Source organism: Microbacterium sp. NPDC091662, assembly GCF_044756705.1.
Classification (GTDB): domain Bacteria; phylum Actinomycetota; class Actinomycetes; order Actinomycetales; family Microbacteriaceae; genus Microbacterium.
Genome location: NZ_JBIVTM010000001.1, coordinates 1462153 through 1482815, shown reverse-complemented (window position 1 = coordinate 1482815; position 20663 = coordinate 1462153). Strand labels below are relative to the sequence as shown.

16 protein-coding genes and 1 tRNA gene are annotated in these 20663 nt (G+C 68.2%); 11 read left to right on the top strand and 6 right to left on the bottom strand.

The genetic code is table 11. The features are described from left to right. The first annotated feature begins 27 nt into the window (after nt 1–27). The 11 genes from ACIQLD_RS07075 to ACIQLD_RS07025 all read left to right on the top strand — a co-directional run bounded on the left by ACIQLD_RS07075 (nt 28) and on the right by ACIQLD_RS07025 (nt 14792). Nucleotides 28–786, top strand: a complete 759-nt coding sequence (locus ACIQLD_RS07075) for an HAD-IA family hydrolase (RefSeq protein WP_402606662.1) — start codon at nt 28–30, stop codon at nt 784–786. Next, a complete protein-coding gene (locus tag ACIQLD_RS07070) occupies nt 783–3287 on the top strand; it encodes a glycoside hydrolase family 65 protein (protein ID WP_402606660.1) in 2505 nt (834 codons plus the stop codon). The genes ACIQLD_RS07075 and ACIQLD_RS07070 overlap by 4 nt, the downstream gene beginning before the upstream one ends. A gap of 45 nt (nt 3288–3332) precedes the next feature. Continuing rightward, nucleotides 3333–5582, top strand: a complete 2250-nt coding sequence (locus ACIQLD_RS07065; RefSeq protein ID WP_402606657.1) for a DNA polymerase III subunit gamma and tau — start codon at nt 3333–3335, stop codon at nt 5580–5582. After that, on the top strand, nt 5582–6175 hold the full coding sequence (gene recR / locus ACIQLD_RS07060) for a recombination mediator RecR (RefSeq protein ID WP_402606654.1): 594 nt from the start codon (nt 5582–5584) through the stop codon (nt 6173–6175). The genes ACIQLD_RS07065 and recR overlap by 1 nt, the downstream gene beginning before the upstream one ends. Then, nucleotides 6172–7089, top strand: a complete 918-nt coding sequence (locus ACIQLD_RS07055; protein ID WP_402606651.1) for a DMT family transporter — start codon at nt 6172–6174, stop codon at nt 7087–7089. The genes recR and ACIQLD_RS07055 overlap by 4 nt, the downstream gene beginning before the upstream one ends. Nucleotides 7090–7321: 232 nt before the next feature. Beyond that, on the top strand, nt 7322–8602 hold the full coding sequence (locus ACIQLD_RS07050) for an aspartate kinase (protein WP_029258718.1): 1281 nt from the start codon (nt 7322–7324) through the stop codon (nt 8600–8602). A gap of 688 nt (nt 8603–9290) precedes the next feature. Continuing rightward, the gene (locus tag ACIQLD_RS07045) at nt 9291–10361 is read left to right on the top strand and encodes an aspartate-semialdehyde dehydrogenase (protein ID WP_402606648.1); all 1071 of its coding nucleotides are present in this window, start codon (nt 9291–9293) and stop codon (nt 10359–10361) included. 83 nt (nt 10362–10444) lie between these two features. Continuing rightward, nucleotides 10445–11917, top strand: a complete 1473-nt coding sequence (locus ACIQLD_RS07040; protein ID WP_402606645.1) for a malate:quinone oxidoreductase — start codon at nt 10445–10447, stop codon at nt 11915–11917. A gap of 9 nt (nt 11918–11926) precedes the next feature. Continuing rightward, nucleotides 11927–12580, top strand: coding sequence for a thymidine kinase (locus tag ACIQLD_RS07035; RefSeq protein WP_402606643.1), 654 nt, complete (start codon nt 11927–11929; stop codon nt 12578–12580). A 219-nt stretch (nt 12581–12799) separates the two neighbouring features. Next, nucleotides 12800–13522 (top strand): FadR/GntR family transcriptional regulator, encoded by a 723-nt coding sequence (locus ACIQLD_RS07030; RefSeq protein WP_402606641.1) that lies wholly within the window; start codon nt 12800–12802, stop codon nt 13520–13522. A gap of 10 nt (nt 13523–13532) precedes the next feature. Then, the gene (locus ACIQLD_RS07025; RefSeq protein ID WP_402606639.1) at nt 13533–14792 is read left to right on the top strand and encodes an alpha-hydroxy-acid oxidizing protein; all 1260 of its coding nucleotides are present in this window, start codon (nt 13533–13535) and stop codon (nt 14790–14792) included. Nucleotides 14793–14838: 46 nt separating this feature from the next. Here ACIQLD_RS07025 and ACIQLD_RS07020 read toward each other — a convergent pair whose 3' ends face one another. The 6 genes from ACIQLD_RS07020 to ACIQLD_RS06995 all read right to left on the bottom strand — a co-directional run bounded on the left by ACIQLD_RS07020 (nt 14839) and on the right by ACIQLD_RS06995 (nt 20658). Further along, nucleotides 14839–15681 (bottom strand): DUF1295 domain-containing protein, encoded by an 843-nt coding sequence (locus tag ACIQLD_RS07020; protein ID WP_402606637.1) that lies wholly within the window; start codon nt 15679–15681, stop codon nt 14839–14841. A gap of 52 nt (nt 15682–15733) precedes the next feature. Continuing rightward, nucleotides 15734–16489, bottom strand: coding sequence for an HAD-IIB family hydrolase (locus ACIQLD_RS07015; RefSeq protein WP_402606634.1), 756 nt, complete (start codon nt 16487–16489; stop codon nt 15734–15736). Then, nucleotides 16486–16962 carry a VanZ family protein gene (locus ACIQLD_RS07010; RefSeq protein WP_402606632.1) on the bottom strand — a complete coding sequence of 159 codons (477 nt, stop codon included), beginning with the start codon at nt 16960–16962 and terminating at the stop codon, nt 16486–16488. Before ACIQLD_RS07010 ends, ACIQLD_RS07015 begins: the two co-directional genes overlap by 4 nt. A gap of 66 nt (nt 16963–17028) precedes the next feature. Then, nucleotides 17029–17105: transfer RNA gene (locus ACIQLD_RS07005), tRNA-Pro, on the bottom strand. A 56-nt stretch (nt 17106–17161) separates the two neighbouring features. After that, nucleotides 17162–18103 carry a metallophosphoesterase gene (locus ACIQLD_RS07000; RefSeq protein ID WP_402606630.1) on the bottom strand — a complete coding sequence of 314 codons (942 nt, stop codon included), beginning with the start codon at nt 18101–18103 and terminating at the stop codon, nt 17162–17164. Beyond that, nucleotides 18094–20658 carry a transglycosylase domain-containing protein gene (locus ACIQLD_RS06995; RefSeq protein WP_402606627.1) on the bottom strand — a complete coding sequence of 855 codons (2565 nt, stop codon included), beginning with the start codon at nt 20656–20658 and terminating at the stop codon, nt 18094–18096. The genes ACIQLD_RS07000 and ACIQLD_RS06995 overlap by 10 nt, the downstream gene beginning before the upstream one ends. Nucleotides 20659–20663 lie beyond the last annotated feature (5 nt).

Sequence of the window (20663 nt, the reverse complement as noted above, 5' to 3'; positions counted from 1 at the left end):
GACGATCGCCCTTCTCCTGGAGGCTCTGTGCCTGAAGCGCTGCCCGACCTGTTCCACGCCGACGGCGTGCTCTTCGACCTCGACGGCGTGCTCACCCCGACGGCCGAGGTGCACATGCGTGCCTGGAAGGCCGTGTTCGACGATGTGTTCGCGCGCTGGGGGATCACTCCGCCGTACACCGATGCCGACTACTACGACTACGTCGACGGCAAGAAGCGCTATGACGGCGTCGCGAGCCTGATGCACAGTCGCAACGTCGAGCTGCCGTGGGGCGAGGTCGATGACGACCCGTCGGCCGAGACCGTGTGCGGTATCGGCAACCGCAAGAACGCCGCGTTCGCCGCATCGCTGCGCGGCCAGGGGATCGCGCCGTACCCCGGCTCGCTCGCACTCGTCGAGAGCCTGCATGCCGCCGGAATCCCACTCGGCGTGGTGTCGAGCTCCAAGAACGCCGAGGAGGTCCTGGGTGCCGCGGGCCTGCGCTCCTTCTTCCGGATCGTCGTCGACGGCGTCGTGGCCGAGCGTGACGGGCTCGCCTCCAAACCCGCTGCCGACATGTTCGCCGCCGGTGCCGTCGCCCTCGGGGTCGATCCGACCAGTGCCGTCGCCGTCGAGGACGCCACGTCCGGCGCCGCATCCGCTGCCGCTGCCGGCTTCGCGACCGTGGTCGGCGTCGACCGTGGCACGGGTGCCGACGCCCTGCGTGCGGCGGGCGCGACCGTCGTGGTCGACGACCTCGCCGTCTTCCTTCCCTCTTCCCGCACCGACATCCCGGAGACCGCATGATCGACCGCGACCGCTTCCCCGTCGACCCATGGCGTCTGATCGACACGCACTACTCGGAGGAGGGCGTCGGAGAGACGCTGTTCTCCGTCGGCAACGGCTACCTCGGCCTGCGCGGCAACCACATCGAGGGTCGCGGCGCCCAGGAGCACGGCACGTTCATCAACGGCCTGCACGAGACGTGGCCGATCCGTCACGCCGAGCAGGCCTACGGCTTCGCCGAGGTCGGTCAGACTATCGTGAACGCCCCTGATGCGAAGGTCATGCGCGTGTACGTCGACGACGAGCCGGTCTCGCTCGACGACGCCGACGTGCGCGAGTACCGCCGCACGCTCGACCTGCGCACCGGTGTGCTGGAGCGCCTCGTGGTCTGGGAGACCCCGTCCGGCAAGCGCGTGCGCATGCGCGACGAACGCATCGTCAGCTTCGAGGAACGTCATCTCGCCGTGCTGCGCCTCGAGGTCGTCGTCGAGAACGCCGACGCCCCGGTCACGATCAGCTGCCAGCTGCTCAACCGGCAGGACGGTGCCGGCGTCTACGCTGGCACCCCGATCGGCACGAAGGCCGCGGCCTTCGACCCCCGCAAGGCCGAGAAGATCGCCGACCGCGTGCTGGAGCCAGCCGAGCACTGGCAGGACGGACTCCGCTCCGCGCTCTCGTACCGCGTCGCCGATTCGGGCATGACCGTCGCCGTGGTCGCCGACCACGTGGTCGAGACCGAGAACGAGTACAACGCCCGCACGCTGATCGAGGCCGACATCGCCAAGAACGTCTTCCGCGTGCAGGCGAAGGCCGGTGTGCCGATCACGGTGACCAAGCTCGTCAGCTACCACACGTCGCGAGGCGTGCCTCCGCGTGAGCTCGTCGACCGCTGCCGACGCTCGCTCGACCGGGCGGCCGACGAGGGCGTCGAGACCGTCTTCCGCCGCCAGCGGGAATGGCTCGACGCGTTCTGGGCGCGCAGCGACGTGCAGATCGGCGGGCGCGACGACCTGCAGCAGGCCACCCGTTGGTGCCTGTTCCAGCTCGCACAGGCCTCGGCACGTGCCGACGGCGCCGGGGTCCCCGCCAAGGGTGTGTCCGGCTCGGGATACAGCGGGCACTATTTCTGGGACACCGAGATCTATGTGCTCCCGTTCCTCACGTACACGTCTCCACGCTGGGCGTACAACGCTCTCCGTGCTCGTGTGGGGATGCTCCCGGCCGCTCGCCGTCGCGCCGCTCAGCTCAACGAGGCGGGGGCGCTCTTCCCGTGGCGGACGATCAACGGCGAGGAGGCTTCGGCCTACTACGCGGCCGGCACCGCGCAGTACCACATCAACGCCGACATCAGCTTCGCGCTGGGCAAGTACGTGCGTGCGACGGGGGACGAGGAGTTCCTGCGTCGTGAAGGCGCCGACATCGCGATCGAGACCGCGCGGTTGTGGGCGACCCTCGGCTTCTGGCGCGCCTCGCGCCTCGTCGAGGGCATGGTGGGAGATGGGATCGAGACGTTCCACATCCACGGCGTGACCGGACCCGACGAGTACACGACGGTCGTGAACGACAACCTCTACACGAACGTGATGGCGCGCTACAACCTCCGCTACGCGGCCAAGATCGTGCGCGAGATCAGGGAGAGCTATCCCGAGGACTATGTGAAGCTGGTCGACCGCACGGGCCTCGGCCCCGGCGAGGCGGAAGCGTGGGATCGCGCGGCAGAGGCCATGTACATCCCCTACAGCGAGGGCCTCGGGATCCACCCGCAGGACTCGCTGTTCCTCGAGCGCGAGGTGTGGGATCTCGCCAACACCCCCGCCGAGCAGCGCCCGCTCCTGCTGCACTTCCACCCGCTCGTGATCTATCGGTTCCAGGTGCTCAAGCAGGCCGATGTCGTGCTCGCGCTCTTCCTGCAGGGCAATCACTTCACGCCCGAGGAGAAGAAGGCCGACTTCGACTACTACGACCCGCTGACCACCGGCGACTCGACCCTGTCGGCGGTCGTGCAGTCGATCCTCGCCGCCGAGGTGGGCTACCAGGACCTCGCGCAGAAGTACTTCGAGCAGTCGCTGTTCGTCGACCTGCACGACCTGCACCACAACGCGGCGGACGGCGTGCACGTCGCCTCAGCCGGCGGGGTGTGGACGGCGCTGGTGTGCGGTTTCGGCGGGATGCGCGACTACGCCGGCGACCTGAGCTTCGACCCGCGGCTCCCGGCGAGCTGGCCGTCGCTGTCGTTCCCGCTGCAGTGGCAGGGATCGAATCTGCACGTGACCGTGACGGCGGACGAGTTGCGCGTCCAGGTGCGCAGCGGACCCCCGGTCCCGTTCAGCGTGCGGGATGCCGCGTACATCGCGACGGTCGAGGACGAGGTCGTCGTGCCGCTGGCCGATCAGGGGCCGCTGATCCCCGGGCGTCCGACGCTCCGGCAGTTCGCCGACGCCCGACGCGAGGACGGCACGCGCATGTCGGCTTCCGTTCCCGTGATCACGACGACGATCCCGGTGATCGAACCGATCGACTGACGCTCGGGCCCGCCGAAGGTCGGTGGCACGCCGTAGGCTGTTGAGGTGACCACAGCCCTCTACCGCCGCTACCGACCCGAGACGTTCGGCGAGATGATCGGGCAGTCCCAGGTGACCGATCCGCTCATGACGGCGTTGCGCGGTGACAGGGTCGGCCATGCCTATCTGTTCTCCGGGCCCCGCGGGTGCGGCAAGACCACGTCCGCGCGCATCCTGGCGCGGTGTCTGAACTGCGCCGAGGGGCCGACAGACGTGCCCTGTGGCGTCTGCCCGAGCTGCGTCGAGCTGTCGCGTGCCGGCGGCGGATCCCTCGATGTCGTCGAGATCGACGCGGCGAGCCACAACGGCGTCGACGACGCGCGTGACCTGCGTGAACGGGCGACATTCGCCCCCAGCCGCGACCGGTACAAGATCTTCATCCTCGACGAGGCGCACATGGTGACGCCCCAGGGCTTCAACGCGCTGCTCAAGCTCGTCGAAGAGCCGCCGGAGCACGTCAAGTTCATCTTCGCGACCACCGAACCCGAGAAGGTGCTGGGCACGATCCGCTCGCGCACCCACCACTACCCCTTCCGACTGGTCCCTCCGGCCGCGATGCTCGAGTACGTCGCCAAGCTGTGCGCCGAAGAGGGCGTGATCGTCGAGCAGGGCGTGCTCCCGCTCGTCGTCCGCGCCGGCGGAGGCTCGCCCCGTGACACGCTCTCGCTGCTCGACCAGCTGATCGCCGGATCCGACGCGCCCGCCGGATCCGAGACGGTCACGGTCGGCTATGCACGCGCCGTCTCCCTGCTCGGGTACACGCACGCCGCCCTCCTCGACGAGATCGTCGATGCGCTCGCCGCGGGCGACGCCGCAGCCGCCTTCCCGGCGATCGACCGGGTCGTGCAGACCGGGCAAGACCCGCGTCGCTTCGTCGACGACCTGCTCGAGCGCCTTCGCGACCTCATCGTGATCGCTGCGGTCGGCGCCGGCGCTTCGGCGGTTCTGCGCGGTATCGCCGAAGACGATCTGGAGCGCATGCGCGCCCAGGCTGCGGCCTTCGGATCCGCACGTCTCTCGCGTACGGCCGACGTGGTCAGCGCGGCGCTCGACGACATGTCGGGTGCCACATCGCCGCGCCTGCACCTCGAGCTCATGGTCGCACGTGTGCTCGCGGGGGCGACGGATTCCGCTGCTGCGACGCCGTCGCCCGTGCCTGCGGGTGAGCGCGCCGCAGCTCCCATCCGGCAGGTCGCGACCCCGGCTGCGTCGGCGCCCTCCGCGTCGTCCGCGTCCGCTTCCGCGACGCCGGAGGTCTCCGCGCAGACCCCGGAGCCGGTCGTCGTCGAATCCGCTCCTGCTTCCGCTACCCAGACCCGGGTCGTCGAGCAGGCCGCGAGCCAGACCGTCGATTCCGCATCCGACGGTGCCGCTTCTGACGATGCCGCACCCCAGGTGGCGGCGCCGCAGGGACCGGTCACGTTCGAGCGCGTCCGTGCCGCGTGGCCCGCCGTCCTGACACGGCTCGAGAGCATCAGCCGCACGTCCTGGCTGCTGGCCACGGCCGTGCAGCCGCTGGCGTACGTCACAGAGACCGAAGTGCTGACACTCGGGTTCACCAGCCAGCACGATGTCGCCAAGTTCAAGGGCACGACCCCCGGCTCGGGTCCTTCCGATCACCTGCGCTCCGCGATCGAGAGCGAGCTCGGCGTCCGGGTGAAGTATCTTCCCGCGCCGATGCCTGCAGGGGGCGCCCCGCGCCAGCCCGTGTCGTCCGGATCGTCGGCGCCGGCCGATTCCGCTCCCGCATCGGAGCCTGCGTCAGCGGGTTCCCCTCGTCCGCAGGTCCGTGGCGCATCCGCATCGTCGGTGACCGAGTGGGCTGTCGCGCCGATTCCGTCCACGAACGACGAGCCGGCGCGCGATGCTCCGACGCCGTCCGCTTCGCTTCCCGTCGACGACGAGCCCGAAGAGGTCGAGGCAGCGGCCTCGGCTCCGGTTCCCCCGTCCGACGGTGTCGTCGATCGCGACGAGCCCCCGCTCCCGGGTGACGACGAGGCTCCGGCCTATGACGACGAGCCTCCGTACGACCCGTCGTACGAGCCGCCGGCCGAGCCGTCCGTGTCACGCCAGGCGCCGCCCGAGCGGTCGGCGCCGCAGATGCAGCGCACGGCCGTCGCCGCTGCGCCGGTCGTCATCGAGCGTTCGCCCTCCGTCGGCGGAGTGCAGCGCTATGGTGAGGCCGTGATTCGCCAGGTGCTCGGCGCGACGTTCCTTCGCGAAGAGCCCTACGAGCCCCCGACGAGGTTCTCCTGATGTATGACGGCATCGTTCAGGAGCTGATCGACGAGTTCGGTCGGCTCCCCGGCATCGGCCCGAAGTCCGCCCAGCGGATCGCATTCCACATCCTGCAGACGCCGACGTTCGACGTCGCGCGTCTCGCCGAGCTGCTCAGCGAGATCCGCCTCCGCGTGCGGTTCTGCGAGGTCTGCGGCAACGTCGCCGAGCAGGAGCGCTGCGCCATCTGCCGTGACCCGCGGCGCAGCCAGGCGCTGATCTGCGTGGTCGAAGACGCGAAAGACGTCGCGGCCATCGAGCGCACCCGGGAGTTCCGCGGCCTCTATCACGTGCTCGGCGGGGCCATCAGCCCCATCGCCGGTATCGGACCGGACGACCTGCGCATCGCCCAGCTCATGACCCGCCTCGCTGACGGCACCGTGCAGGAGGTCATCCTCGCCACCAACCCCAACCTCGAGGGGGAGGCCACGGCGAGCTACCTCAGCCGTCTGCTGACGACGATGCAGATCACCGTCTCCCGTCTCGCTTCCGGGCTGCCCGTGGGCGGAGACCTCGAGTACGCCGACGAGGTCACCCTCGGTCGTGCCTTCGAAGGTCGGCGCATCCTGTGAGCCCGAACGCGGGCTTCTCGCGTCGCGGCTGGCTGCTCTTCGGGGCCATGGCGCTGCTGTGGGGAGTGCCGTATCTGTTCATCAGCGTCGCTGTCGAGTCCTTCTCGCCGCCGGCGATCGTGGCGGGGCGCACGCTCATCGCGGCTCTGCTGCTGTTGCCGTTCGCGCTCCGCAGCGGCGCGCTGCGTGCCGCGCTGAAGCACTGGCCGTGGGTGCTCGCCTTCGGCGCGGTCGAGATGGCGGGGCCCTTCGTGCTGCTGGGGCATGCCGAGATGACGCTGCCCTCCGGCATGACGGGCCTGTTGGTGGCGACCGTTCCGTTGTTCGCCGCGCTCATCGCCCTCGGTAGCGGTGACCGCGGGGTGCTCCGGCCCGCCCGTGGCATCGGACTGCTCGTCGGCTTCATCGGCGTCGCGGTCGTGGTCGCAGGCCCTGGGCTCTTCGGCGGTGAAGTCAGTCTTCTCGCCGCGGGAGAGGTGCTGCTGGTCGCCGTGCTGTACGCGATCGCCCCCTTCATCGTGGCACGCAAGCTCAACGACGTCCCCTCCCTCGGAACCATCACCCTGTCGCTGCTCATGATCGGAATCCTGTACCTCCCGATCGGGCTGCTCACCCAGCATCAGGTGCCGACGCTTCCCTCGATCGCCGCGCTCCTCGCACTCGCCGTGATCTGCACGGCGGTGGCTTTCCTGGCGTTCTTCGCGCTCATCCGCGAGGTCGGCCCGGTGCGCGCGCCGCTGTTCACCTATGTCAACCCGGTGGTCGCGATCATCCTCGGGGCGATCGTGCTCGCCGAACCGCTGACGCCAGGACTGCTGCTCGGCTTCCCGCTGATCATCATCGGCTGCTGGTTCGCCGCCACCGGTGGTCGACTGCGCCCGGTCTCTCCCCAGGCGCTCCCGCCCTCGCTCTGACCCGCCTCTCGCCTCTCGCACCCCGCACCCCGCACCTCGCACCTCGAGTGCACGGCTTGCTGTCGAGTGCACGGCTTGCCCACGCGGATACCCCGTGCACTCGGCGACATCCCGTGCACTCGACGCAACGCGACGCGCCCCGAGCGTTCGACGCGACACATGCGCAATGGGGCATACGCGCCGATCGTAGAATGAGCGTGGGCGGATCCGCCCGTCATCCCAGGGAGTGATCGTGGCCCTCATCGTGCAGAAGTACGGCGGCTCGTCCGTCGCCGACGCAGAGAGCATCAAGCGCGTCGCCAAGCGCATCGTCGACACGCGTCGCGCAGGCCACGACGTGGTCGTCGCGGTGAGCGCGATGGGCGACACCACCGACGAGCTGCTCGATCTCGCGAACGAGGTCGCACCGATTCCCGCGCCGCGTGAACTCGACATGCTCCTCTCCAGCGGAGAGCGCATCTCGATGGCGCTGCTGGCCATGGCGATCCACTCGATGGGCTTCGAGGCGCGCTCGTTCACGGGCAGCCAGGCAGGCATGATCACCGACTCGCAGCACGGTGCCGCCCGCATCGTCGACGTCACGCCCGTGCGTCTGCGCGAAGCTCTCGACGAAGGGGCGATCGTCATCGTCGCGGGCTTCCAGGGTTTCAACCGCGACACCCGCGACATCACGACGCTCGGTCGTGGCGGTTCCGACACCACGGCCGTCGCCCTCGCCGCCGCGCTCGATGCCGATGTGTGCGAGATCTACAGCGATGTCGACGGCATCTTCACCGCCGATCCGCGCGTGATCCCGAAGGCGCAGAAGCTCGATCACGTCTCCAGCGAGGAGATGCTCGAACTCGCTGCCAACGGCGCCAAGGTGCTGTACATCCGCGCGGTCGAGTACGCACGCCGTCACGGCGTCCTGATTCACGCTCGGTCGACGTTCTCGTCGGCCGAGGGCACGTACGTTCTGGGCGAGGGCATGAAGAACCCTCGCGAAGCCGAGGGAGCAGTCATGGAAGAACCGATCGTCGCCGGCGTCGCCACCGACTTCAGCCAGGCCAAGATCACGGTCGCGGGTGTGCCCGATGTGCCGGGCAAGGCCGCCGAGATCTTCAAGATCGTCGCGAAGTCGGGCGCCAACGTCGACATGATCGTGCAGAACGTGTCGGCCACCGGACGAACCGACATCTCCTTCACCGTTCCCAAGGCGGACGCCGCGGCAGCGCTCAAAGCCCTTGCCGGCGAGCAGACCGAGGTCGGATTCCAGAACCTGATCCACGACGACCAGATCGGCAAGCTGTCGGTCGTCGGCGCGGGCATGCGCACGCACTCCGGCGTCTCCGCCACCCTCTTCGAGGCGCTGTCGGCCGGGGGCATCAACATCGAGATGATCTCGACCTCGGAGATCCGCATCTCGGTCGTGCTGCGCGACACCGATCTCACCGAGGCCGCACGCACCGTGCACACCGCCTACGGACTCGACGGTGACGCCGAAGCCACGGTCCACGCCGGTACCGGCCGCTGATCTCGCAGGCACCGACCTCTGATATCCGCAGGCACCGGCCCCTGACGTCGGCCGCAGGCACCGGCCTCTGACGTCGAGCTCTTCATGCCCCTGGCTCCGCCCGCCTCCACCCGCGTGCGGCGCCGTTCCTGCTGCTCCGTCCGCCACCCAGGATCAGTCGGCCACGCCTCTCAATCCGGCACGCCGGATCAGGCCGTCACGCCGGATCAGGCCGTTGTTCATGTCAGCCGCCTGATTCGGCGGAGTCGCCTGATCTGACCTGTCATCTGCGCCAGCATTCACTCACGTCATCGCGCTGGAGCGCGCGCACAGTTCCGCGCCGCGCCAGGCCGCCCCGCCGATCCAGGCCGCCTAGTCGATCCACGCCGCCTCGTCCAGTCAGGCCGCCCCGAGTCAGGCCGCCCCGAGTCAGGCGATCCCGCCGAATCAGGCCTCCGTTCCCGACATCGGCCTGATCCCGCGCGCTTGCCTGATTCCGCCCCCCGAACAGACGCTCCAGGGGCGCTGATCTCTGCCGTTCGGCGCTGTTTTCCTGCCGACTGAGGGCGAGCACGAAGCGCGGGACCGGCGACCTGCCGGGGCACGGTAGACTCACCGAAACCCTGACACCGGCGCCAGGCGCAGCATCAGCACCCCGACGCCGCGCCCGAAGCCTCGTACGCAGTACCGCACGACGCCAAGGAACATCATGACCCGCATCTCCGATTCAGGACTCTCCGTCGCCATCGTCGGCGCCACCGGCCAGGTGGGCACCGTGATGCGCGAGATTCTCGCCGAGCGGTCGTTCCCGATCCGCGATCTGCGCCTGTTCTCCTCGGCGCGCTCCGCCGGTACCGCGATCGAGTTCGGCGGCGCCACGGTCATCGTCGAAGACGTCGAGACGGCCGATGTCACGGGCATCGACATCGCCCTGTTCTCGGCCGGAGCCACCGCGAGCCGTGCCTACGCCCCCCGCTTCGCCGCCGCCGATGCAGTAGTCGTCGACAATTCCAGCGCCTGGCGCATGGATCCCGAAGTCCCGCTCGTGGTCAGCGAGGTCAACCCGCACGCGATCGACGAGCGTCCCAAGGGCATCATCGCTAACCCGAACTGCACCACGATGGCCGCGATGCCGGTGCTGAAGGCGCTGCACGCCGAGGCCGGTCTCGAGCGTCTGATCGTGTCGACCTACCAGGCGGTCTCCGGTTCCGGGCTCGCCGGTGCCCAGGAGCTCCTCGGCCAGGTCGAGGGCGTGCTCGCGCAGGGCGACACCCTTCGCCTCGTGCACGACGGCTCCGCAGTCGACTTCCCCGAGCCCGAGAAGTACATCGCACCGATCGCGTTCGACGTGATCCCGTTCGCCGGCAACCTCGTCGACGACGGCGACAACGAGACCGACGAGGAGAAGAAGCTCCGCAACGAGAGCCGCAAGATCCTCGAGCTTCCCGACCTCCGTGTCGCGGGCACCTGCGTGCGCGTCCCGGTCTTCACGGGGCATTCACTCTCGATCAACGTCGAGTTCGCTGACGACATCACGCCCGAGCGCGCGCGTGAGGTGCTGAGCGCCGCTCCCGGTGTCGTGCTCGACGAGGTGCCCACGCCGCTGCAGGCCGCGGGGAAGGACCCGAGCTTCGTCGGACGCATCCGTGCCGACCAGTCCGCCCCCGAGGGCAAGGGCCTGGTGCTGTTCCTGAGCAACGACAACCTCCGCAAGGGTGCTGCACTGAACGCCGTGCAGATCGCCGAGATCCTGGCCGAGCGCCTGGCGGTCATAGCCTGACGGTATCCCCGCCATGTGGAAGAGGTCTGGCCGGGCCCGGCCGCATGGTCTGCGATGGCGCGCCCGCGAACTAGACTGGCTCGGTGACTGAAAACGTCGATGTCGTCCTGATCGGCGGTGGCATCATGAGCGCCACCCTGGGTACTCTCCTGCACGAGCTGCAGCCGGAGTGGAAGATCGTCGCGTTCGAGCGACTCTCCGAGGTGGCTCAGGAGAGCTCGAACCCGTGGAACAACGCCGGTACGGGGCACGCCGCCCTGTGCGAGCTGAACTACATGCCGCAGCAGGGCGATGCTCCGCTCGACCCCGCCAAGGCTGTGTCGATCAACGAGCAGTTCCAGCAGAGCCGGCAGTTCTGGTCGTCGCTCGTGGAGAAGGGCGTGCTCGACGCGCCGTCCACCTTCATCAATGCCACGCCGCACATGACGTTCGTGCGTGGTGAGAAGGATGTCGCTTACCTCAAGAACCGGTACGAAGTGCTGAAGAAGCAGCCTCTGTTCGCGGGAATCGAGTACAGCGAAGACTCCCGTGTCATCAACAAGTGGGCGCCGCTGCTCATGCAGCAGCGGGTGAAGGGCGAGCCGTTCGCTGCGACGCGCGTGCCCGCGGGCACCGACGTCGACTTCGGAGCCCTCACGCATCAGCTCTTCGACCACCTGACCGCGTCCGGCGTCACGCTGCGCACGAACCACGAGGTGCGCAGCCTGAAGAAGCAGAAGGACGGCACCTGGCTGGTCAAGTACCGCAACAGCATCGGGCACACCCCGAGCGAGGTCAGGGCGCGCTTCGTGTTCGTCGGCGCCGGCGGCTGGGCGCTCAAGCTCCTGCAGAACTCCGGCATCCCCGAGATCAAGGGATACGGCGTCTTCCCGATCGGCGGCCAGTTCCTCAAGACCACCAACCCGACGATCGTCACCCAGCACAAGGCGAAGGTGTACTCGCAGGCGTCGGTCGGTGCTCCGCCCATGTCGGTCCCGCACCTCGACACGCGTGTCGTCGACGGCGAGGCTTCTCTCATGTTCGGCCCGTTCGCGACGTTCAGCCCGAAGTTCCTGAAGAACGGATCGATGCTCGACATCGTCTCGCAGGTGCGCGCGCACAATCTGCTGCCGATGCTGCAGGTCGCGGTGAAGAACCCCGACCTCATCACTTATCTCATCAGCGAACTGCTGAAGAACCATGCCAAGAAGGTCGACAGCCTGCGTACGTTCATGCCGACCGCGAAGGACGAGGACTGGACGCTCATCGACGCCGGCCAGCGCGCCCAGGTCATGAAGAAAGACCCGAAGAAGGGTGGCATCCTGCAGTTCGGCACCGAGGTCGTCGCCGCGGCCGACGGGTCGATCGCGGGCCTGCTCGGAGCTTCTCCGGGAGCCTCGACCGCCGTGCCGATCATGCTCGATCTGCTCAAGAAGTGCTTCCCCGCGGAGTACCCGGGCTGGGAGCCCGAACTGCGTGCGCTGATTCCCACGTTCGGCAAGAAGTTGAACGAGAATCCGGAGCTCGCCGCGGAGTCGACCGAAGCGACCGCAGCCGCACTCGGCATCAACGTCTGAGGTCGCACCGTGGCGAAGCTCTACTTCCGCTACGGCGCGATGAACTCCGGAAAGTCGACGGCACTGCTGCAGGCCGCCTACAACTACGAGGAGCGCGGTCAGCACGTGCTGCTCGCGAAGCCGGCGATCGACACCAAGGGAGCATCCGAGATCGAGAGTCGGCTCGGTGTCACTCGTCAGGTCGACTTCCTGATCGCCCCCGACGACGACGCGCGTGCGATCTTCGGCGCGCATCGGGGGCGCATGCAGCATGCCTCGGATGACGCGCTGCTGCCGGATCGTCAGAGCGATGTGGCCTGCCTGCTGATCGACGAGGCGCAGTTCCTCACGCCGACCCAGGTCGATGATCTCTTCCGCATCGCGGTGGTCGACGGCATCCCGGTCATCGCGTACGGCATCCGCAACGACTTCCTCACGCACGCGTTCCCCGGATCCGCGCGACTGCTCGCGATCGCGCATTCGCTCGAAGAGCTCAAGACCATCTGCCGCTGTGGACGGAAGGCCGTGTTCAACGGTCGCGTCGTCGGTGGACGCTTCGTGTTCGACGGCGACCAGGTCGCGATCGACGAAGGTGCGAGCGGATCGGCGTCACCGGAGCTGACGACGTATGAGTCGCTCTGCGGTACCTGCTACCTCGAAGAGTCGGGCGGACGCCTGGGCTGAGCGCCCCCTTTCGCGGTCCCGTCGCCCTTCCCCACGGTGGGAGCGCTCGCGTACCCGTGCACAATTCAGAACGACTGCCTGCCCTGAGTCGCGAAGGGTCGTCTGCGACGGGCTTCGTCGTGTCCTCCTGAGTCGTGCTGGCGGCGGGACGGACGACGACGCCATGTTTGCGTGGTCTGACCACAGGCGATACTCTGTGGTCAGACCACAGGAGGATCGATGGAGGACCAGCCGGCGCGCGCATGGCGACTCGTGCTCGAGCACATCGAACGTGATCTCCTCGACGCTCGTCTCGGCCCCGGCGACCGTCTGCCGTCCGAACGCGATCTGGCCACCGACCTCGGAGTCGGGCGCTCGAGCGTGCGCGAGGCGTTCCGCGTCCTCGAGGTGATGGGGCTCATCCGCACGGCGACCGGCTCAGGCCCACAGGCGGGGGCCATCGTCATCGCCACGCCCACCGGCGGTATGTCGACACTGCTGCGGCTGCAGGTGGCGGCGCAGGGCTTCCCGCTCGATGACGTCGTGCGCACCCGCCTGGTGCTCGAAGACGCGGTCGTCGCGGCGATGGCCGGAGCGTCCGATCGTGACACGAGCCGCGCCCACGAGCTGCTTGCCGCGATGGATGCCCCCGGCCTCTCGCCGTCGGAGTTCCTCGCTCTCGATGCCCAGCTGCACCTCTCGCTCGCGGAGGCCAGCGGCAACACCGTGATCGCCGCGATGATGGCAGGCCTGCGCTCCTCGATCGAGTCGTACGTGCAGGCGGGCGTCTCGGCGATCCCGGACTGGGACGCGATGGCGACCCGGCTCCGCGCCGAGCACCGCGCCCTCGTCGCCGCGATCGATGCCGCCGATGTCGAAACGGCGCGTTCCCTGGTCCGCACGCACATCACCGGCTACTACACGTCCGCGGGGCTCACCCGTGACATCCACCCCCAGATCTGAGAGGCACATCATGGTGCAGCGCCAATTCCCCAACCCCGTCGAGCTCCTGGAGCTCATGAAGTTCAAGAAGCCCGAACTCGACGGGCGCAAGCGACGCCTGGAGGGCGCCCTCACGATCGATGACCTGCGCCTGATCGCCAAGCGCCGCACGCCGAAGGCCGCCTTCGATTACACCGACGGAGCCGCCGAGGGCGAGCTGTCCCTCACGCGTGCACGCCAGGCGTTCCAGGATGTGGAGTTCCACCCCGGCATCCTGCGCCCGGCACCGACGGTCGACACGAGCGTCGAGATCCTCGGCGGACCGTCCGCATTGCCGTTCGGTATCGCCCCGACCGGGTTCACGCGTCTGATGCAGACCGAGGGGGAGACGGCGGGCGCGGGCGCCGCGGCCGCGGCCGGCATCCCGTTCACGCTCTCGACGCTCGGCACCACCTCGATCGAGGGGGTGAAGGCCGCCAACCCGCACGGGCGCAACTGGTTTCAGCTCTACGTCATGCGCGATCGCGAGATCTCGTACGAGCTCACCCGCCGCGCCGCCGCCTCGGGGTTCGACACCCTGCAGTTCACGGTGGACACCCCGGTCGCAGGAGCGCGACTGCGCGACAAGCGCAACGGCTTCAGCATCCCGCCGCAGCTGACCCTCGGCACGATCATCAACGCGATCCCGCGCCCGTGGTGGTGGTACGACTTCCTCACCACTCCGAAGCTCGAGTTCGCCTCGCTCAGCACGACCGGCGGTACCGTGGGCGAGCTGTTGGATGCGGCCATGGACCCGACGATCAGTTACGACGACCTCGCCGTCATCCGCGACATCTGGCCGGGCAAGATCGTGATCAAGGGCGTGCAGAACGTCGAGGACTCTGTGCGTCTGCGCGACGCCGGAGTCGACGGCATCGTCCTCTCGAACCACGGTGGGCGTCAGCTCGACCGTGCTCCGATCCCATTCCACCTGCTGCCGGAGGTGCGCAAGGCCGTGGGCGACGACTTCACGGTGATGATCGACACCGGCATCATGAACGGTGCGGACATCGTCGCGGCCGTCGCACTCGGCGCGGACTTCACGCTGATCGGACGGGCGTACCTGTACGGTCTGATGGCGGGTGGACGTCAGGGTGTCGACCGAACGATCGCTATCCTGCGCAGCGAGATCGAGCGCACGATGCGCCTGCTGGGCGTCGCCTCGCTCGCCGAACTCGAGCCCGCGCACGTGACCCAGCTGACGCGCCTGGTTCCCGTCGCCCGTGCTGCCGCAGAGGCCCGCACCCACTGAGCTCCTGCGCGCCGGGCCGTGCCGCTCGAATGGTGGTCGCGCAGCCTCAGGACTGCGTGGCCACCGCCCGCGTGCGCGGGGGCCACGGCACGAGCATCGACGTCGTACGGCGGTAGTCGGCGTACGCCGGGTACTTCGACGAGGTGATCGACTCGGTGAAGATCGTCGACCCGATGAACAGCACCGTCAGCAGTGCGGGGCCGACGATGGTCGGGTTCAGCACCCCGCCGATCAGGCCGGCGCCGCCGGTGACCGCAGCTGTCGCGCCGATCGCGTAGAAGGCCCACCACTGCGCCTGCTCGAAGAAGAAGTTCGGGTGCCGGCTGTATCGGAAGAGTCCTGTCGTGGCGAATCCCGGTGCGAGCGTCCCGCCCGCCTCCTTCTTGCGCCGGTGGAACACCCACTGCTGCTGGTCGGCGATCGTCTCCCCGACCAGGAAGGCGAGGAACGCGGCGATGAACAGAGCGTCCCACCCGGTGAGGGCGGAGGGATGTTGCGCGGCGATCTGAGCCGGAAGAGTGATGAGCACCAGCAATGCCATCTGGTAGCCGGTGATGAACAGCACGTTGAAGAGCTGGAACTGCCAGGGCCGCATCCGTCCCCGCAGCACAGCCCAGCGGTAGTCCTCCATGCCCGTGTAGCCGCCCTTGCGGGCGAAGTTGAAGGTCAGGCGTGCGCCCCACGCTGTGGCGAGCACGCCCATCAGGACCATGCGTGCCGAGCCGTCGCCGTTCGCGAACGCCCCGGCGACGAAGATCCAGACGTAGGCCACGGGCACGATCGACCAGGCACGGTCGACCCAGGAGGTGTCGCGGGTGATCAGGGACAGCACCCAGCAGACGGCGCTGGTGGCCGCGGCGACGATGATGACGATCAACAGGGCATCCATGACGCCATGCTAGGACCCTTGGGGCGGCGCGCGCTGCGCGACACCGTGCAGGTCAGAGCGTCAGCAGAAGCGCGTCGAGCTTGTCCGCGGTGTCTTCCCAGCCTTCCACAGCGACGGAGGGGACACCGATCGCGAGCACGGGGTAGTCGTTGCCGCCTTCATCGAGCCGGTCGCCGTAGAACAGCATGTCGGTGAGGGCGATTCCGGTGTGCGCGGCGAGCTGCCGCATGCCGAAGGCCTTGTCGATGCCCGCCTGGGTGATGTCGATCGAGGTCGATCCGCCCGAGCGCACCTCGAGACCCGGAAGACGTGCGGCAACCGCGTCGCGCAGCGCGCCGCGCTTCGCGCCGGTCGGATCCCAGTCGTGCTTCGCCTCGCGCGGAGCACGCTGGCCCAGTGCGGAGAAGGTGATCTGCGAGCCCCGGTCCTCGAGGATCTCGCCCCACGGCTCGGCCTCCCACAGTCCGAGGCGCTCGGCCTCTTCGCGCAGGGCTGTCAGCGCGGCCTGCTTCTCGGTGTCGCTGAGGTCATGAGCGTAGACCGAGGTGAAATCCGTGCCGTCGTGGCGGAGGTAGCGGGTGCCGCAGGTGGGCAGCAAGTGCAGCCGGGCGAGATCGGCGTCGTCGGCATCGCCGAGGCGGGCCACGACCTGAGTGCGGAACTGCGCCTCATTGCCGCCGGAGATGATGGCGACGTCGACGGTGCGCAGGAGAGCGCGCAGGAGCGAGGCGATCCGCGGGTCGATCAGACCCTTCGAGGGAGCGAGCGTGTCATCGAGATCGAAGGCGACGAGAATGGGCGCGGTCATGATGTCTCCAGCCTAGAAGGTGGACGCTGGGAGGACCTCGGGGTGAGGAGGAGGGTGAACACGACCGCGATGCTCACCCCGAGGATCGCGCCGGTCGAGTTGGCCACGACGTCGTTCAGGGTCGCGGCGCGATGGGGGAGAGCCACGCGTTGCGCGGTCTCGATCGCTGCGGACAGCAGAGGTCCCACCAGCAGCGCGAGGAACCAGACCCGACGGGGGAGGAGCAGGAACGCGAGGATGCCGACGGGCACGAAGACGAGGACGTTCGCGATGATCTCCAGGCGGGCGAAGTCGAGCGATTCCCAGCCGAGTCGGTGAGCCGTGGCGAGGACGAGGTTGAGCAGGTTCGGCATCGACTCCTCGACCCTCGACGGTGTGAGTGTGAGGGCGGCGAGACCGATCAGGAAGGGGACGCCGAGCGCGAGAGCCCAGGCGCGGGTGAGACGGCGCGGCGGCGGGAGCAGAGAGCTCATGCGTTCCCTTCGTGCGCGATCCCGGTACAGAGAAGGCCGCCCCTGAGGGCGGCCTTCCGGTGTCACTGGTCGGGGTGACAGGATTTGAACCTGCGACCTCTTCGTCCCGAACGAAGCGCGCTACCAAGCTGCGCCACACCCCGTTTGCAACCCTCCGAGTCTACAGGGAAATGTTCTCTGCGCCGAATCGAGGCCCCGATCAGTCTCGCGCGGTCAGCGTGAGCAGGGTCGCCTCGGGTCGACACGCGAAGCGCACCGGCGCGTAGATCGAGTGCCCGCAACCGGCGCTGACGTTGAGCGGCACGGTACGGCCGCCGTGCGTCCACGTGCTCAACCCCTTGGCCTGCTTGAGGGGGATGTCGCAGTTCGCCACGAGAGCCCCATAACCGGGGAGGCACACCTGACCGCCGTGGGTGTGGCCGCCGAGGATCGCGTCGGCGCCCAGGTCGGTGAAGCCGTTGAGCACGCGCTGGTACGGCGCGTGGGTGACGCCCAGTACGGGAGTCGTCGGCGTGCGGGTGCCGAGCGCCGCGATGGCGTCGGGAAGCTCGTCGAGGCGGTCCCAGTCTCGGTGAGCGTCGTTCACGCCGAACAGGTCGATCTCGGCGCCGGAGACGGTGAGGCGCGCCGCCGCGTTGTTCAGATCGGTCCAGCCGAGCTCGTCCGTGAAGTACCGGTCCATCGCGTCGGTGTCGAGCAGCTCCGGCTTGTGGTGCTTCTTGGACGGACCGAGGAAGTAGCGGAACGGGTTGCGCGGCGACGGCGCGGCGACGTCGTTCGACCCGTGCACGAACACGCCGGGGATGCCAGCAAGGGGAGCGAAGGCGCGCCGGATGCCGTCCAGGCCTCTCTCATGGCCGAGGTTGTCCCCGGTGTTCACGATGAGATCGGGCTGGAGTTCCGCGAGCGACGCGAGCCAGTCCTGCTTGCGGTGCTGCCACGGTGCCATGTGCGCATCCGAGATGTGCAGGATGCGCAGCGGGGCGGATCCGGAAGGAAGTGCCGGCGCCGTGGCTTCCCGAACCGTGAACAGGTACCTCTCGATACCGATGCCCCAGACCGCTGCGGCCGCACCCACTGCCCCCACCGCGCCGAGCGCGACGAGGGCCGGGTGTGCGGCGCGGTGTGCGGCTACTGGCACGTCACACGCACGGCCGTGGACTTGCTGGCTGCAGTGCCGGGCGCAGGGTCGGAATTGCCCACGACGGACGTCGGGGGATTGCACGAGTTGTCGAACTCGATGTTCGTGAACCCTGCGGCACCGAGAGCAGCAGTCGCCTGCGCTCTCGACATTCCGACGAGGTTCGCGGGAACCGTGGTTCCCTGTCCGTTGCTGGTCGTGAGGGTGACGGTCGCACCGCTCGCCGCTTCGCCGGTCGGGTCCTGAGCGGCGACGAGGCCGACAGCGAGGTCGCTGTCCACGGCTCCTCCGACGGAGACCTGGAAGCCCGCGTCGGTCAGGATCGCGGTCGCCTCCTCGACGGACTTGCCCACCACGCTCGGAACCGTCGTCAGCTGCTGTCGCGTCAGCTTGCCGTCGGGCTTGGGGAAGGCGTCGCCGGGATACGCGGCGTTGGCGGCCGCCTGTGCCGCCCGTGCCACCGGGTAGCGCATGTCGTTGAGGTTCCAGCCGTTGAACCTCTTCTGATAGATGTCTGCCTGACCCTGCCAGCGGCCGGCCCACACCGCGGTCGCGACCTTGCTGCTGGACTCGATCATCATGGTCGACCATCGATCGTGAGTACCGGTCTTGCCGATCAAGGGCGTCCCGTCGCCCGGGTTGGCTCGGGATCCGGTGCCACCGCTGCCCATCACGCTCTGGAGCGCGAATGCTGCCGTCGCCGCGACCTCGGGGGAGATCACGCCGTCCGTGCACGAGGAGGCCGGCAGTTCGCGGTCCTGACCGTCGGGGCCGACGACACGATCGATCGCTCGCGGCGTGCAGTACTTGCCGCCGCTCGCAACGGTCGCGTAGGCGTTCGCCATCGCGAGCGGGGAGATGTTCTTCGGCCCGAGCACGTCGAAGGGGACATTCTCATCGGTGACCTTGCCGCCGTTCGCGAGCGTGACGCCCATACGGTCCGCGACCTTGTTGATCTCGCAGATGTCGAGCTTCGAAGCCATCGCGAAGTAGCCACTGTTGAGCGAGTTCTTCGTGAAGTTCAGCACGGAGCCGGTGCTGCCTCCGCCTCCGCCGAAGTTGCCGATCTTCTTCGTGTCGGCGTTCTGCTTCACCCCGCACACGGGGATCTTCAGGTTAGTCTGCACGGTTCCATTGAGCACCTCGTTGACGGAGTGACCCTTCTCGAGCCAGTCGATCAGGGTGAAGAGCTTGTAGGTCGAGCCGACCTGGAAGCCGCCGGAGTTGCCGTGCTCCTTGTCGCCGGCGAACACCAGCGACGAGTACGCCTGGTCTTCCGTTGGTGTCTCGGTGAACGTCGTGTTCTGCGTCATCGAGAGGATGCGCCCCGTGCCGACCTCGACCGAGACGCCGGCGGCGCCGAAGTACTGGTTGTCGGCATTCGCGGGCACGACCTCTGCCATCGACTCCGCTGCAGGGTTCTGGATGCGGTAGTCCAGGGTCGTGTAGATCTTCAGACCGCCGCGACGGAGCAGGTCGGTCCGCTCCTGCGAGGTCTTGCCGAACGCCTCGTCATTCAGGACGATCGACTTCACGTACTGACAGAAGTAGGCACTGGTCCCCGCGGCGGCGCAGCCCTGCGTCGGCGGGTGCAGTGCGGGCGTGATCTCCGAGGCATCGGCTTCGTCGTACTGCGCCTGAGTGATCTTGCCGTCGGTGAGCATGCGCCCGAGCACGTAGTGACGGCGGTCCTTGGTCAGCGAGTAGCCGTCTGCCGCTGTGTTCAGCGCCACACCCTCGTTGTTCGTGGCCGTGCCCTGTTCCGGCTTGTCGATACGGTAGGTGTTGGGGTTCTGGACGATACCGGCGAGAGTCGCCGACTGTGCGACCGTGAGGTTCGCCGCCGTCGTCGAGAAGTAGTAGTTCGCTGCCGCTTCGATGCCGTAGACGGTGCCACCGAAGTTGGCGATGTTCAGGTAGCCGAGCAGGATGTCGTTCTTCGAGAAGTCCTTCTCGATCTGGATCGCGTAGCGCATCTCCTGCAGCTTGCGCTCGATGCCCTTGGCGCCGGTCGCGTTGGTCGCGTCGAGCCAGCACTGCTGGAGGTCTTCCGAGTAGGTGTCGGACGCGGTGTCGACCTCCTGCTCGCACTTCTGGATGAGAACGTTCTTCACGTACTGCTGGCTGATGGTCGACGCACCGCGGCTGGAGGTACCGCGCACATTGTCGACCAGGGCCTTGACCGTGGCGCCGATGTTGACGCCGCCGTGGCTGTAGAAGTTCTTGTCCTCACTCGACAGGATCGCGTCATACAGGTTCGGGGAGACCTGCTCGTAGGTGACGGGGACGCGGTTCTGCTCGTAGAAGGATGCGAGCTCGACCGCAGAACCGTCCGGAGCGGTCGCGTAGATGGTGGACTGCTCCATCGGCGTGCTCGGGTCGAGGCTCTCGGGGAGCTGATCGAAGAGGGTGAGGGCCTGGGTGCCTGCGAGACCGGTCATCGCGAGGACCGGAGTGACGCTGGCCGTGACGAGGAGACCGGCGACGGCGCTCAGGCCGACGAGCCCGACGAGACCGCCGAGCACGCCTCTCACCGTGCGATTCTTTTGGGGCATACGCT